Origin of the sequence: Bombilactobacillus mellis (assembly GCF_000967245.1) — a bacterium.
GTDB lineage: Bacteria > Bacillota > Bacilli > Lactobacillales > Lactobacillaceae > Bombilactobacillus > Bombilactobacillus mellis.
Genome location: NZ_KQ033877.1, coordinates 714,601 through 729,473 on the forward strand (window position 1 = coordinate 714,601; position 14,873 = coordinate 729,473).

The 14,873-nt window shown below is 38.1% G+C and carries 13 protein-coding genes; all 13 read left to right on the plus strand.

The features are described 5' to 3' along the window. Window positions 1–10 precede the first annotated feature (10 nt). Complete coding sequence (rpsB, locus tag JG29_RS03545) at window positions 11–838, plus strand: 30S ribosomal protein S2 (RefSeq protein ID WP_045922519.1); 828 nt, start codon at window positions 11–13, stop codon at window positions 836–838. 80 nt (window positions 839–918) lie between these two features. Further along, window positions 919–1,797 (plus strand): translation elongation factor Ts, encoded by an 879-nt coding sequence (gene tsf / locus JG29_RS03550; RefSeq protein WP_045922520.1) that lies wholly within the window; start codon window positions 919–921, stop codon window positions 1,795–1,797. 88 nt (window positions 1,798–1,885) lie between these two features. Further along, a complete protein-coding gene (gene pyrH, locus JG29_RS03555) occupies window positions 1,886–2,617 on the plus strand; it encodes a UMP kinase (protein ID WP_045922521.1) in 732 nt (243 codons plus the stop codon). Continuing rightward, on the plus strand, window positions 2,610–3,167 hold the full coding sequence (gene frr / locus JG29_RS03560; RefSeq protein WP_045922522.1) for a ribosome recycling factor: 558 nt from the start codon (window positions 2,610–2,612) through the stop codon (window positions 3,165–3,167). The genes pyrH and frr overlap by 8 nt, the downstream gene beginning before the upstream one ends. A gap of 328 nt (window positions 3,168–3,495) precedes the next feature. After that, complete coding sequence (uppS, locus tag JG29_RS03565) at window positions 3,496–4,218, plus strand: undecaprenyl pyrophosphate synthase (protein ID WP_045922523.1); 723 nt, start codon at window positions 3,496–3,498, stop codon at window positions 4,216–4,218. Between the two features lie 17 nt (window positions 4,219–4,235). Further along, a complete protein-coding gene (locus JG29_RS03570; RefSeq protein ID WP_045922524.1) occupies window positions 4,236–5,051 on the plus strand; it encodes a phosphatidate cytidylyltransferase in 816 nt (271 codons plus the stop codon). A 22-nt stretch (window positions 5,052–5,073) separates the two neighbouring features. Then, on the plus strand, window positions 5,074–6,345 hold the full coding sequence (gene rseP, locus JG29_RS03575; RefSeq protein ID WP_045922525.1) for an RIP metalloprotease RseP: 1,272 nt from the start codon (window positions 5,074–5,076) through the stop codon (window positions 6,343–6,345). 27 nt (window positions 6,346–6,372) lie between these two features. Next, window positions 6,373–8,082 (plus strand): proline--tRNA ligase, encoded by a 1,710-nt coding sequence (locus JG29_RS03580; RefSeq protein WP_045922526.1) that lies wholly within the window; start codon window positions 6,373–6,375, stop codon window positions 8,080–8,082. A 13-nt stretch (window positions 8,083–8,095) separates the two neighbouring features. Then, window positions 8,096–12,403, plus strand: coding sequence for a PolC-type DNA polymerase III (locus tag JG29_RS03585; protein WP_045922527.1), 4,308 nt, complete (start codon window positions 8,096–8,098; stop codon window positions 12,401–12,403). Between the two features lie 187 nt (window positions 12,404–12,590). Next, window positions 12,591–13,064 (plus strand): ribosome maturation factor RimP, encoded by a 474-nt coding sequence (gene rimP, locus JG29_RS03590; RefSeq protein ID WP_045922528.1) that lies wholly within the window; start codon window positions 12,591–12,593, stop codon window positions 13,062–13,064. A gap of 21 nt (window positions 13,065–13,085) precedes the next feature. Further along, window positions 13,086–14,225 (plus strand): transcription termination factor NusA, encoded by a 1,140-nt coding sequence (gene nusA / locus JG29_RS03595; protein ID WP_045922529.1) that lies wholly within the window; start codon window positions 13,086–13,088, stop codon window positions 14,223–14,225. Between the two features lie 31 nt (window positions 14,226–14,256). After that, on the plus strand, window positions 14,257–14,565 hold the full coding sequence (gene rnpM, locus JG29_RS03600; RefSeq protein ID WP_045922530.1) for an RNase P modulator RnpM: 309 nt from the start codon (window positions 14,257–14,259) through the stop codon (window positions 14,563–14,565). After that, the gene (locus JG29_RS03605; protein WP_045922531.1) at window positions 14,562–14,867 is read left to right on the plus strand and encodes a ribosomal L7Ae/L30e/S12e/Gadd45 family protein; all 306 of its coding nucleotides are present in this window, start codon (window positions 14,562–14,564) and stop codon (window positions 14,865–14,867) included. Before rnpM ends, JG29_RS03605 begins: the two co-directional genes overlap by 4 nt. The last annotated feature ends 6 nt before the right edge of the window (window positions 14,868–14,873 follow it).

Below are 14,873 nucleotides of genomic sequence, written 5' to 3' on the forward strand. Positions count from 1 at the left end.
AGGAATTAATATGTCTGTTTTATCAATGAAGCAATTATTGGAAGCTGGTGTGCACTTCGGCCATCAAACTCGGCGTTGGAACCCGAAGATGAAGCCATATATTTTCACACAACGTAATGGGATTTACATTATCGATTTGCAAAAAACCGTGCATATGATTGATGATGCTTATAACTTTGTTAAAGATGTTGCAGCCGATGATGGGGTATTTTTATTTGTTGGAACTAAAAAACAAGCTCAAGATTCCATTGCCGAAGAAGCAACACGGGCAGGCCAGTATTATGTAAACCATCGCTGGTTAGGTGGAACTTTAACTAACTGGGATACTATTCAAAGCCGAATTAAACGCTTAAAGCAAATCAAGAAGATGTCTGAAGATGGCACTTTTGAACGTTTGCCGAAAAAAGAAGTAGCTTTATTAATTAAACAACAACAAAAACTAGAGAAATTTTTAGGCGGAATTGAAGATATGCCGCGTATTCCAGATGTAATGTTTATTGTTGATCCGCATAAAGAAAGTATTGCGGTTAAGGAAGCTCATAAATTAAATATTCCGATTGTTGCTATGGTCGACACAAATACCGATCCTGATGATATTGATGTAATCATTCCGGCTAATGATGATGCAATTCGGGCAGTGCGCTTGATTACTTCAAAAATGGCTGATGCAATTGTTGAAGGCCGTCAGGGTGAAGAAAATGTTGACTTCCCTGAACAAGCTGCGCAGGATAGTCAAGAAGCAAATGCTGATGCTGATAATGGTGAAGCTACAGCGGATATTGAACAAGTCGTTGAAGCCGATGCTGAACAAGCAACTGCTGATGCAGAAAATAAATAATTAATATACTGGAAAACTGTCTTGCTTACTGATCAAGATAGTTTTTCTTGTAGCAATCAAAAAGCTGGGAGGAATGTTAAATGACCAAAATTACTGCTGCTCAAGTAAAAGAGCTCCGCGACAAAACCAGCGTCGGTATGATGGACGCTAAAAAAGCACTAGTGGCTGCTGATGGTGATATGCAAAAAGCCATTGATGAATTACGGGAAAAGGGTGTAGCTAAAGCTGCGAAAAAGAGTAGTCGGATTGCTGCGGAAGGTTTAGCTGCTGTTAAAGTTGCTGATAATCGGGCCGTTTTATTAGAAGTTAATTCCGAAACCGATTTTGTTGCTTCTAATGACAAATTTAAACAATTAGTTTCAGATTTGGCAACTACCATTGTGGAGAATAATCCGAACGACTTAGCTGCTGCTTTGAAGCTGCCTATTGCTGGAGCCGACACGGTTGAAGCTGCCATCACTAACTTAACAGCTGTTATTGGTGAAAAAATTACTTTACGTCGTTTCCAAGTAGTAGAAAAAAATGATAATCAAGTCTTTGGTTCCTATCTTCATAACGGTGGAAAGGTTGCTGCTTTGGTGGTTTTGGATGGTGCTGATGGTGATACTGCCCATGATGTTGCAATGCACGTTGCAGCGATTAATCCAGAATATTTAAGCCGGGAGCAAGTACCGGATTCTGTGCTAAAGCATGAACGTCAAGTGTTTACTGAAGAAACACTTAATGAAGGCAAGCCGGAAAAGATTGTGCCGAAAATTGTTGAAGGACGATTGAATAAATATTTAGCTGAAATTAGTTTAGCAGACCAAGATTTTGTTAAAGATCCTGATCAAACTGTTTCCCAATTTGTGGCTGCTAAAGGTGGCAAATTGGTTTCCTTTGAGCGCTATCAAGTTGGTGAAGGAATTGAAAAGAGACAGGAAAATTTCGTTGATGAAGTCATGGGTCAAATTAAATAAAAGCGCGTAGCGCTTTTTTTTTGGACTTAATGAACGTCTCATTACTGATTATGTTAAAATAATTAAAAGAAATTGAAGGAGTTTATACATGTCTGTTAAATATCAGCGAGTGGTTTTAAAGTTGAGTGGTGAAGCATTAGCCGGGAAAAAAGGATTTGGCATTAATCCGCCCGTTATTGCTTCCATTGCTCAGCAAATTAAAAGAATTCATGATCTTGACGTTGAAGTGGCGATTGTTTGTGGCGGTGGTAACATTTGGCGGGGCGAAACTGGCGCCGAAATGGGAATGGAACGTTCACAAGCCGACTATATTGGAATGCTGGCGACGGTAATGAACGCTTTAGCTTTACAAGACGGTCTGGAAAGTATTAATGTTCCCACACGGGTGCAAACTTCCATTGAAATGCGGCAAATTGCCGAACCTTATATTCGACGGAAAGCAATTCGTCATCTGGAAAAAAAGCGGGTAGTCATATTTGCAGCTGGGACTGGCAGCCCGTATTTTTCAACAGATACAACGGCAGTTTTGCGGGCAGCAGAAATTGATGCAGATGTTATTCTAATGGCTAAAAATGGTGTCGATGGGGTATATTCGGCTGATCCTCAAGTAGATCCTACAGCTACTAAATATGATGAATTAACGCAATTAGACGTAATTAATAAAAATTTAGGGGTCATGGATTCTACCGCCAGTTCGTTATCAATGGATAATGATATTCCCCTCGTCGTCTTTAATTTAAACGAAACTGACAATATTTTACGTGTAGTTCAAGGTGAGCAGATAGGAACCACAATTAAAGGAGGAAAAAATAGTGACTAACTCAATTATTGAAGAAGCCCAAAAGCATATGCAAAAAAGCCAGGATTCCTTACAGCGTGATTTGGGTAAAATCCGTGCGGGCCGGGCTAATGCCAGTATTTTAAATGGAATTACCGTGGAATACTATGGAGCTGATTTGCCGATTAATCAGGTGGCTTCAATTAGTGTTCCTGAAGCACGCGTTTTGATGATTACTCCTTTCGATAAATCCGCTTTAAAGAATATTGAGAAGGCACTTTTAAAATCAGATATTGGTATTAATCCTGCTAATGATGGTTCGGTTATTCGCTTGGTGATTCCGCAATTGACCGGCGAAAGACGTCAAGAATTATCGAAAGAAGTAGGTAAAATTTCGGAAATGTCAAAGGTCAGTGTCCGTAATATTCGGCGTGAAGCGATTGATAAATTAAAGAAACAACAAAAAAGCGGAGATATTACTGATGATGAATTCTATGACTTGGAAAAGCAGGTTCAAAAAGTAACTGATAGTAATGTTAAAGCTATTGAAAATATTGCCGAGAAAAAAGCACAAGAATTAGTTGAAGGTTAAATTTAACCAATTATTAAAAGATATCGGCTCTATGAGTAAGTGAGGGCTGATTTTAATCGCTAATTTTTTGCTATTAATTAGTGCTTGTTTAATAATAGTCAAAAGATCAAGATCATTTTTATTTGATTTTAATCTTTGTGAGGTCGCCAGCTGAAAACCGGTTTGTCATCCAGAAGCCATTTTTAGCATTTATGGGCGACCATGCTTATTTATCAATCCTATTGCACAAATATGTTTTAGTTTGTTATAAATATTAATAAGGGTTGAAGAATCAAAGCTGACTTTTTAGGTCAGTAAATTCAGATAACGATGTTTTGTAGGAGTTAATATGGTCAAGTTGAATTTGCCTGAACATGTAGCAATTATTATGGATGGTAATGGACGATGGGCCCAAAAGCGGGGATTACCACGCATTGCCGGCCATAAGGCGGGGATGAATAATTTAAAAAGTATTGCCACTGCTGCTAGTAACTTAGGCATTAAGGCTTTAACGGTCTATGCTTTTTCTACTGAGAATTGGAAACGGCCCAATAACGAAGTTGAATTTTTAATGAATTTGCCAATTACTTTTTTTAATAAATTTATGCCGACTTTAATGCAAAATGAGGTGCGGGTAGTAATTACTGGTTTTATGGAGCAATTGCCTCCCAAAACTTTGGCAGTTTGTCAAAAAGCGATTAAACAAACGCGTCATAATCAAGGAATGATCTTAAATTTTGCATTTAACTATGGCGCTCATAGTGATATCGTTAATGCAACTAAAGCTTTTTGTCAGGCGGTTTTGGATCATCAGGCCGACTTAAATAGTTTAGACGAAACAAGTTTTGCCAGTTATCTGCAAAGCGCACAGTTGGCCGAATTACAAAATCCTGATTTTTTGATCAGAACTAGTGGTGAACAACGATTATCCAATTTTTATTTATGGGAATTGGCCTATGCCGAGATTGTTTTTGCCAATGAATATTGGCCAGATTATTCTGAAGCTAATTTCAAAAGAGACTTACAGAAATATAGCCAACGTGATCGTCGTTATGGTGGATTAGACAAATAAACGAATGAGGTAATATTTTGAAAAAAAGGGTAATTACAGCAGTCATTGCTTTGGCAATTTTTATACCTATTATTATAGCTGGCGGGATTTGGATTGATATTACCGCTTCGGTTTTGGCGATTATTGGCTTATCTGAAGTTTATATAATGCGCAAGCGGATTATTGTCTCGCTTGATTTTGTGATTGGTGCTATTGGGGTTTTCCTGCTTTCGTTGCCGGAAAATGCCTTGCGCTGGTTACCAAATGATTTTTCCCGCTTTGATTTAGCCTATGTTTTTGTAGCCTTATTATTGATTTTGATGGTCTTTACTAAGAACAGTTATAACTTTGAAGATGCTGGAACTACCATTTTGTCGATGTTTTATATTGGTAATGGGTTCCATTATTTAGCGGCAATCCGTAATGCTGATTCCGGAGGCTTATCATTATTGTTATTTGGTATGATAATTGTTTGGGTCACTGATAGCGGGGCTTATTTAATTGGTCGTCAATGGGGTAAACATAAGTTATACCCTGCGATCAGTCCTAATAAGACTTGGGAAGGATCGATTGGCGGTGTCATTGCAGCCGTTATTTTTGCTTTGATTTATATGATTAGTTTTAAGCAATTTCAATATATTGCGCCCTTACACCAAAGTGTGCCTTTATTGATAATCACTGTGATTATTTTATCGATAGCTGGTCAAATCGGAGATTTGGTCGAATCAGCTTATAAAAGATTTTATGGGGTGAAAGATTCGGGGAAAATTCTGCCGGGTCATGGTGGTATTTTAGATCGTTTTGATAGTATGCTATTTGTTTTACCGTTGATTCACGCTCTGGGCTTTATTTAGGTAAAACTTTGGAGGTAAACTAGTGATAGCCATAATTACATTTATTATCGTTTTTGGATTAATTGTTATTGTGCATGAATTTGGTCATTATTATTGGGCAAAAAGATCCGGCATCTTAGTGCGGCAGTTTTCGATCGGTATGGGTCCCAAATTGGTTTCCTATACCAAGAATCATACCTTGTACACGATTCGTTTACTGCCTCTCGGCGGCTATGTCATGTTAGCTGGTGCAGAAGATGATGATGAAGAACTGAAACCGGGGACAATTGTTGGTTTACAATTAAATGAACAAGAACAAGTGATTCAAATTGATAATTCACAAAAAGCCAATAACTCTGATTTAATACCTTTACAAGTTGCCAGCAGTGATTTACAAAAAGATCTGTTTATTGAAGGTTATGTCAACGGGGACGAACAAATTTTGCGACGTTATGCTGTTGATCATGATGCGACAATTATTGATGAAACCGGTACGGAAATGCAGATTGCTCCTGTTGATGTGCAATTTAATTCCGCTAGTTTACTGAATCGGTTTTTGACTAATTTGGCGGGTCCTTTTAATAATTTGGTTTTTGGAATTATTGTTTATATTATTAGTGCTTTTTTAATTGGCGGTCCTTTAAGCTCAGGGAATAAATTGGGTGAAATTCAGCCGCATTCACCGGCAGCACAGGTTAATCTGCAAGCTGGGGATCAAATTATGCAGGTAAATCAACAAAAAATTAAAAATTGGGATCAGTTAGCGCAGGAAATTGCCAAAAATCCTAATAAATCAACCAAACTGATAGTTAAAAAACAAAATCGGCAAGTACAGCAGGTGACTTTACGTCCCCGAGCAGTAAAAAGTGGAAAGGAAACAATTGGCCAAATTGGGATTATGCCTGCCAGAGATCATCATTTTTGGCCGACTTTAAAATCGGGGGTCGATTCAGCTTTCGGCTCGATGGTAATTATTTTTAATGCACTGAAGCAGATGGTGAGCGGCGGTTTTAATATTAACCAATTAGGCGGACCAGTGGCCATTTATTCTGAAACTTCCCAAGTTGCGGCAATGGGATATAAACAAGTTATTGTCTTTATTGCCTGGCTGTCAATTAATTTAGGAATTATGAATTTATTACCAATTCCAGCCTTAGATGGTGGTAAGCTATTATTAAATATTATTGAAGCAATTAGACGAAAACCAGTATCACAAAAAACGGAAATTGTTATTACGATGATTGGGATGGCCTTTTTAGTGGGCTTGATGATTGCTGTTACTTGGAATGATATTATGCGGTTTTTTATTAATTAAACGAAAGTAAGAGGAGGAGTAGCTGCTATGAGACAATCACAAGTCTTAATTCCAACTTTAAAAGAAGTACCCACTGATGCGGAGGCTGTTAGTCATCAATTAATGTTGCGGGCTGGCTTTATTCGCCAGATTGCCGCTGGGGTTTATGCTTATTTGCCTTTAGCGTTACGGGTAATTCAAAATGTGGAACGGATTGTCCGCGAAGAAATGGATAAAATTGACGCCGTGGAGTCCTTAATGCCGGCAATTTTGCCCGCAGAATTATGGCAGGAAAGTGGTCGTTATCAGACCTATGGTGACAATCTTTTTAAATTACAGGATCGACATCAGCGTGATTTTATTTTAGGACCAACACATGAAGAGACGATGACTTATTTAGTCAAAAATGTTTTAAATTCCTATAAAATGATGCCGAAAGTTCTTTATCAAATTCAAACAAAATATCGCGATGAAGACCGTCCACGCTATGGTTTATTGCGCGGGCGTGAGTTCATTATGTATGATGGGTATTCTTTTACTGCTAACAGTGATGACCTCGATAAAATTTTTGATCAAATGGAACAAGCCTATCATAATATTTTTGATCGTTGCGGCTTAGATTATCGGGTTATTTTAGGCGATTCAGGCGATATGGGCGGCAATAGTTCGCGGGAATTTTCTGCAATTGCCGATATTGGTGAAGATACGATTGTTTATTCTGATATGAGTGATTATGCCGCTAATTTGGAAATGGCAACGAGCATTATTGCGGACAATCCTACCGAAAAATTAGCGCCTCTGCAAGAAGTTGCTGCTCCGGGAGTTAATACGATAGAGGCTTTAGTGCAGCATTTGCAAGTAGCACCGCAAAAAATCATTAAGAATGTAGCTTTTATGGCTGATGATAAACCAGTCCTGGCTCTTATTCGTGGTGATTATGATATTAATGAAGTGAAATTAAAGAATTTACTGGAGGTTAATGAATTACGTCCAGCTACAGATGCTGAAATTTCCGAAAAATTTCAGAGTAGTCCCGGTTTTATCGGTCCGGTTCATTTATCAGTTAAACTGCCGATCATTGCTGATTTATCTGTTCAAAATTTGTGCAATGCTACTACTGGTGGTAATCATAAGGATCAACAAGTGCAAAATGCTAATATTGATCGAGATTATCAAGTAGATCAATTTGCTGACATCCGCACCGTTAAAGCAGGAGAAATTTCACCTGATGATAAAGGGACACTCCAATTTACTCGTGGTATTGAAATTGGTCATGTTTTCAAGTTGGGAACCAAATATTCTCAAAGTTTTCAAGCTGAATTCTTGGATGAAGCTGGACGGCCGCAACCGATTATTATGGGTTGTTATGGTATTGGTATTAGTCGATTATTATCGGCAATTGTAGAGCAGCATAACGATGAAAAAGGAATGATTTGGCCGTTGGAAGTAGCGCCTTATCAGGCTCATATTGTCATTGTTAATACCAAAAAAGCAGAACAAACTAGTCTGGCAAAAACAGTAGAACAACAGTTAATAAAAGAAGGCTTTTCGGTCTTAGTTGATGATCGTAAACAGCGTCCGGGGGTCAAATTTGCTGAATCTGATTTATTAGGGATTCCGGTCCGCATTGTTATTGGTAAAAAAGCTGCCGATAACATTGTAGAAGTTAAATTACGTAATCAAAGTGAAGCAATTGAAGTGGCTCAGAATGATTTGGTGGATACAATTAATATTTTATTAAAAAATTATATATCATAATTGGGGTGATTACTTGTCTAATTCTCAACAGCAAAAGTTATTTCAAACCCTTGTCCAACAACTAGAATTGCCAGATGATCTTTGTTCAACTGCCTTATTTCAGACCGCAAAAATTCAAAAAGTGCAAGTCCACACTGAATCGCAGCGTTGGACTTTTATTTTGGAATTTGCTCAGATTTTGCCGATTAAGGATTTACAAACTTTGGCGCAACATTTGCAGAATAGTTTTACCGATATTCAAGCTGTTGATTTTCGAATTGTGACACAGGACGCTCATTTTGACCAAAAATTATTATCGGCTTACTGGCCCTATGTAATGAATCAAACCAATCCTAATTCTTCGGTAATGAAGGAATTGTCTTTGCAGCAGGCACCAAAATTACAAGGCCAGCAGGTTATTTTATGTGTAGATAATGATGTTTTACGGGATTATTTGAATCAAAATTATCTAACCGCCATCGAGAATTGTTATCAGGAACTGGGTTTTGCGCCTTTTCATATTAAAGTAATTATTGATCATTCGCAGTCCCAATCTCAAATTGAGGAGTTACGTAAAAAACAGGCTGAACAACAACAGCAATTAGCTTTGTCTGTCGCGCAAAAACAGAATCAATCACCTGCCGCTAATACTAATGCAGTTCCGCAAATTATCGGGAAAAAGATTGATGCACAGCAAAGCGTAACTTCAATGAAAGAGATTACCGAAGAGCAACAGTCAGTCGTTATTCAAGGCTATATTTTTAAATCAGAAGTGCGACAATTAAAAAATAGTCGGCAATTATTAATTATAGAAGCAACGGATTATACCTCTTCATTTGTAATTAAAAAATTCTCTAAACCTAACGATTCCCCTGATGTTTTTGCAGAATTTCATGAAGGCGTCTGGATTAAAGCTCGAGGATCAGTGCAAGAAGATACCTATTCCCGAGATTTAACCGTTAATGCTTATGATCTTAATATCATTAAAAAAATTGGCCGCCAAGATCAGGCACCGCAAAAAAGAATTGAGTTACATGTGCATACTAATATGAGTCAAATGGATGCAGTCAGCTCGACTACTGATCTAGTTCAACAGGCAGCCCAATGGGGACAACCTGCTATTGCGATTACCGATCATTCTACCGCTCAGGCTTTTCCGGAAGCACATAGTGCTGGACAAAAATACGGCGTGAAGATTATTTACGGTGTAGAAATTAATTTAGTAGATGAAGGGCAGCCGATTGCCTATAATTTACGTGATCAAGATTTGAGTTCGGCTGAGTATGTTATTTTTGATGTCGAAACAACCGGGTTATCAGCAGTCTATGACTCAATTATCGAATTAGCGGCAACCAAAATGAAAAATGGTAAAGTGGTTGCAAATTTTGATGAATTTATTGACCCGGGTCATCCCTTATCGGCAACAACAATTAATTTAACCTCGATTACTGATGAAATGGTTCAGGGCAGCAATACTGAGGCGGAGGCTTTAGCCAAATTTCAAAAATTTGTCGGTGATGACATCTTAGTGGGGCATAATGTAACTTTTGATGTTGGCTTTTTAAATACTGCCTTACGTCGGCAAAAACAACCTCCGGTTACTGTTCCGGTCATTGATACTTTAGAAATGTCGCGCACTTTACATTCTGAATATCGCAACCATAAATTGGATAGTCTGGCCAAAAGATATTCTATCAACTTGGAACATCACCATCGGGCTAATTCTGATGCTTTAACCACGGGGTATTTATTATATAAATTATTAGCAGAAATGCAGGCTCGTTTTCAAACGGAAAATGTTCAGCAACTAAATGATCACTTAGGTGGTCCGGAAGCTTATAAACAAGCCCGTCCTTATCATGCCACCTTATTGGCACAAACACAGGCCGGTTTGAAAAACTTGTTCAAAATTGTTTCCTTATCAATGACTGAATATTATTATCGTACCCCGCGAGTTCCGCGCAATATTTTAAATAAGTATCGTGAGGGAATTATCATCGGTTCTGCTTGCAGTTCCGGAGAAGTTTTTACGGCAATGATGCAAAAAGGTTATGACGAAGCTTATCAAAAGGCGCAATACTATGACTATTTGGAAGTTATGCCACCGGATATTTATCAACCCTTATTAGATTCAAATTTGATTGCCGATGAAAATGCTTTGCATGAAATCTTATCTAATATTATTAAGTTGGGAAAAGATTTAGACAAACCGGTAGTTGCTACTGGTGATGTGCATTATATTGCGGCTAAGGATGCGATTTATCGTGATATTATTGTTAAAGCTGTGAAAAGTAATCCGCTCGCCCGACAAAAATTACCTTTGGCAAATTTTAAAACAACAACAGAAATGCTCAAAGCTTTTGACTGGTTAGACGAAAAAGAAGCACAAAAAGTTGTTGTTGATAATACTCATATAGTAGCTGATTGGATTGACGATGATATTACGCCAGTTAAAGATCGGTTGTATACTCCGAAGATGCCCGGCGCTGAACAGGAAATCCAAGATTTAACTTATCAAAAAGCCCAACAAATGTATGGTGATCCCTTGCCAACAATTGTACAGGAACGACTGGAAAAAGAATTAAAAAGTATTATTGGGAATGGTTTTGCTGTTATTTATATTATTGCTCAGCGTTTAGTGCATAAAAGTAATAAAGATGGCTATTTGGTAGGATCACGTGGTTCCGTCGGTTCCAGTCTAGTTGCGACCATGACAGGGATTACGGAAGTTAACCCCTTGCCGCCGCATTATCGTTGCCCTCAATGTCACTATACCCAATTTTTTACCAACGGTGAAGTGGGTTCCGGGTTCGATTTGCCGGATAAAGCTTGTCCAAAATGTGGTACTTCTCTTAAAAAAGACGGTCAAGATATTCCTTTTGAAACCTTTTTAGGCTTTAAAGGCGATAAAGTTCCCGATATTGATTTAAACTTTTCCGGAGATTATCAACCCATTGCCCATAATTATACGAAGGTTTTATTTGGTGAGGATCATGTCTTTCGTGCCGGAACCATTGGAACAGTAGCAGATCGCACTGCTTATGGGTATGTCAGCAATTATGAAGAATTAACTGATCAAAGATTTCGCGGAGCAGAAAAAGATCGACTAGCTGCCGGAGCTACCGGAGTTAAACGCACTACAGGTCAACATCCTGCCGGAATTATTGTTGTTCCTGAGGATATGGATATCTATGATTTTACGCCGATTCAATATCCGGCAGATGATCAAAGTGCAGCCTGGAAAACTACGCATTTTGATTTTCATTCTATTCATGACAATATTTTGAAATTGGATATTCTAGGACATGATGATCCCACCATGATTCGGATGTTGCAGGATCTTTCAGGTATTGATCCGCAAACTATTCCTACGGATGATCCGGGGGTAATGCAATTATTTTCAGGAACAGAATCTTTGGGAGTTACACCGGAAGAAATTGATTCAAAGATGGGGACTTTGGGTATTCCCGAATTTGGTACCAAGTTTGTGCGGGGAATGCTGGAGGAAACTCATCCGACCACTTTTGCGGAATTATTACAAATTTCCGGTTTATCTCACGGAACTGATGTCTGGTTAGGCAATGCTGAAGAATATATCCGCCAAGGAATAGTTTCTTTAAAGGATGTTATTGGCTGTCGGGATAATATTATGATGGATCTAATTCATTGGGGCATGGAACCGCAACTATCTTTTCAGATTATGGAGCATGTCCGCAAGGGTCGCGGTATTCCTGATGAATGGCAGGATGAGATGCGGGCTAATAAGAATGTACCGGATTGGTATATTGATTCCTGTCTAAAAATAAAATATATGTTTCCGAAGGCCCATGCCACAGCTTATATTATTATGGCGTTACGGATTGCCTATTTCAAAGTGCATTTTCCGATCATTTATTATTGTGCTTATTTTTCTGTCCGGTGTGATATTTTTGATTTACAGGCCATGTCACAGGGCAAAAACGCTGTTGAAGCTTCTATGAAAGCCATCCAAGACCAAGGTATGGATGCCAGTGCTAAAGATAAAAATCTTTTGACGGTTTTAGAAGTAGCTAATGAATGTTTGGCACGCGGTATCACGATTAAAATGGTTGATCTTGAAAAGTCGGATGCGACTAATTTCCAAATTTTGGATGAGCATACTTTACTAGCACCTTTTATAGCTGTCCCGAGTTTGGGCTTGAGTGTGGCTAAACAAATTGTGGCTGCCCGAGAAGAACAACCGTTTTTGTCCAAAGAGGATTTATCAAAGCGGGGTAAAGTTTCGAAAACAATTATTGAATATTTGACACAAAATCATGTAATTGACCAATTACCTGATGAAAATCAATTATCCTTATTTTAAGGCAGAAAAAGTGGTTCTGAGAAAAGGCTGCCTGTTTAAATTCTTGAAAAATTAGGCTGTAAGTTATATAATACTTTATAAGTTGATTTTACATGACGAGTGAGCAGGAATGCTCACTCTTTTTATTGAATTAGCCGTACTGGTAAAATAGTGAAACCGCGTTGATTTTTAATAAAGGAGTGATAAGTTGCAATCAATAACAGCAAAAATCCAGCAAATGGCACAGCCACTTTTAGAAAAGCATGGTTTTTATTTAGTTGATATCGAATATGTTAAAGAAGGCGCCAATTGGTATTTACGTCTCTACATTGACAAGCCAGCTGGCATTGATATTGAAGAATGTGCTCTCTTTAACCAAGAATTAAGTGATAAACTCGACGAACAGGCTCCAGATTTAATTCCTAATGCTTATTTTTTGGAAGTCTCATCGCCGGGAGCTGAGCGTCCCTTAAAAACCGAACAAGATTTGCAAAGGGCAGTAGGCAAATATATTCATGTTAGTTTATATCAAAAACAGCAACAGCAGAAGATTTTTGAAGGTGTGTTGCTCGATTATGATTCACAATATTTGCGCTTGCGCCAACATCAAAATAATAAATTTTCAGAAATTGAATTAGCACGAAAAAATATTGCTGCAATGCGGTTAGCAATCGAATTTTAAAAGATAGGGGATAACAAGGAAATGAGTAAAGAATTAGTTGATGCATTATCAGCATTAGAGAAAGAAAAAGGCATCGACAAAAATGTTATTATTGAAGCTATGGAAGCCGCATTAGTTTCTGCTTATAAACGTAATTTTGGGCAAGCACAAAATGTAGATGTTAGTTTTAATGAACATACGGGGGACTTTCATGTCTATACCGTCAAAGAAGTAGTGCCTGAAGTAGCTGATGAGCGTTTAGAAATCAGTTTAGAAGATGCGGAACATATTAATAAAGGTTATGAGCTGGGTGATCATATTAATTTTGAAGTAACCCCAAGCAACTTTGGCCGTATTGCGGCACAAACTGCTAAACAAGTAGTAATGCAAAGAGTCCGTGAAGCCGAACGCAATAACATTTATGATGAATATAGTCAGTATCAGGATGAAATAATTCAAGGAGTTGTGCAAAGAAGTGATAACCGCTTTGTGTACATCAATTTTGGTCGTGTCGAAGCTGTGATGGGACGAGCCGATCAAATGCCGGGAGAAGTTTACCGGCCACAGGATCGTCTCAAAGTTTATGTGTCGAAAGTAGAAAACACAACTAAAGGTCCTCAGATTTTTGTTTCGCGCACTAATGCCGGCTTAGTAAAAAGATTATTTGAACAAGAAGTCCCGGAAATTTATGATGGAACTGTAGAAATTGTTTCCATTGCCCGAGAAGCCGGTGATCGCACCAAAATTGCTGTGAAATCAGTCAATCCTGATGTTGATCCAGTAGGAACGACTGTCGGACCGCGTGGTCAACGGGTGCAGGCGGTAGTTGATGAACTCCATGGAGAAAATATCGATGTTGTAAAATATGAAGAAGATCCCTCAGATTTTATTGCGAATGCTTTAAATCCTGCAGAAGTAATTGCAGTTCAGTTTGACGATGAAACCAATCCTAAGTCCTGTATTGTAATTGTTCCTGATTATCATTTATCTTTAGCAATTGGTAAAAAAGGACAAAATGCACGTTTGGCTGCCAAATTGACCGGTTTTCGAATCGATATTAAACCTGAATCTGATGTGGAATTTGTTGATGATGATAATGCAACAGCCGCTGACGATAGTGATAATGATGCTGAATTAAATCAGGATCCTGATTTACAATTACCGGATGATGAACAAGAATAATGGCACTGTTAATTAAAAGGTGGTGGTGGACTTGAAAAAAAGAAAAGTTCCGATGCGTAAAAATATCCTAACCAATGAAATGGAACCTAAACGCTTATTAGTTAGAATTGTGAAAAATAAAGAAGGCGAAGTTGCTTTAGATCCCACAGGTAAAAAGCCGGGACGAGGAGCTTATGTGGGTTTAGATCCGGCGGCGGTTAAACAAGCAGCAGCTAACAAAACGCTGGAGCGGGTTTTAGAAACAGAATTATCGGCTGAGTTTTACCAGCAGTTGTATGATTATGTAGATCACCAAAAGGCGCGTTTAGACCTCTTTGGAGAATTAGGGAAAAAACATTGAATAAACAGCAAATATTAAATTTATTAGGTTTGGCTTATAAAGCTCATTGTGTGATCAGCGGACAGGATTTAGTATTAAAATCTTTAAAGCAACGACAAGTGGAATTTGTTTTTTTAGCGAGTGATTTAAGTACCACTTTTTTAAAGAAAATAACGTCTATCTTAGACCAATATCAGGTAAGTTTTACTACTGATTTTTCACAAGCTGAATTAAGCCAAGCTATTGGACGTTTGCGCAAAACAATTGCGATTACCGATCAAGGATTTGCTAAAAGATTTAAGGAGTTAACGATGATTAATTAAGGAGCG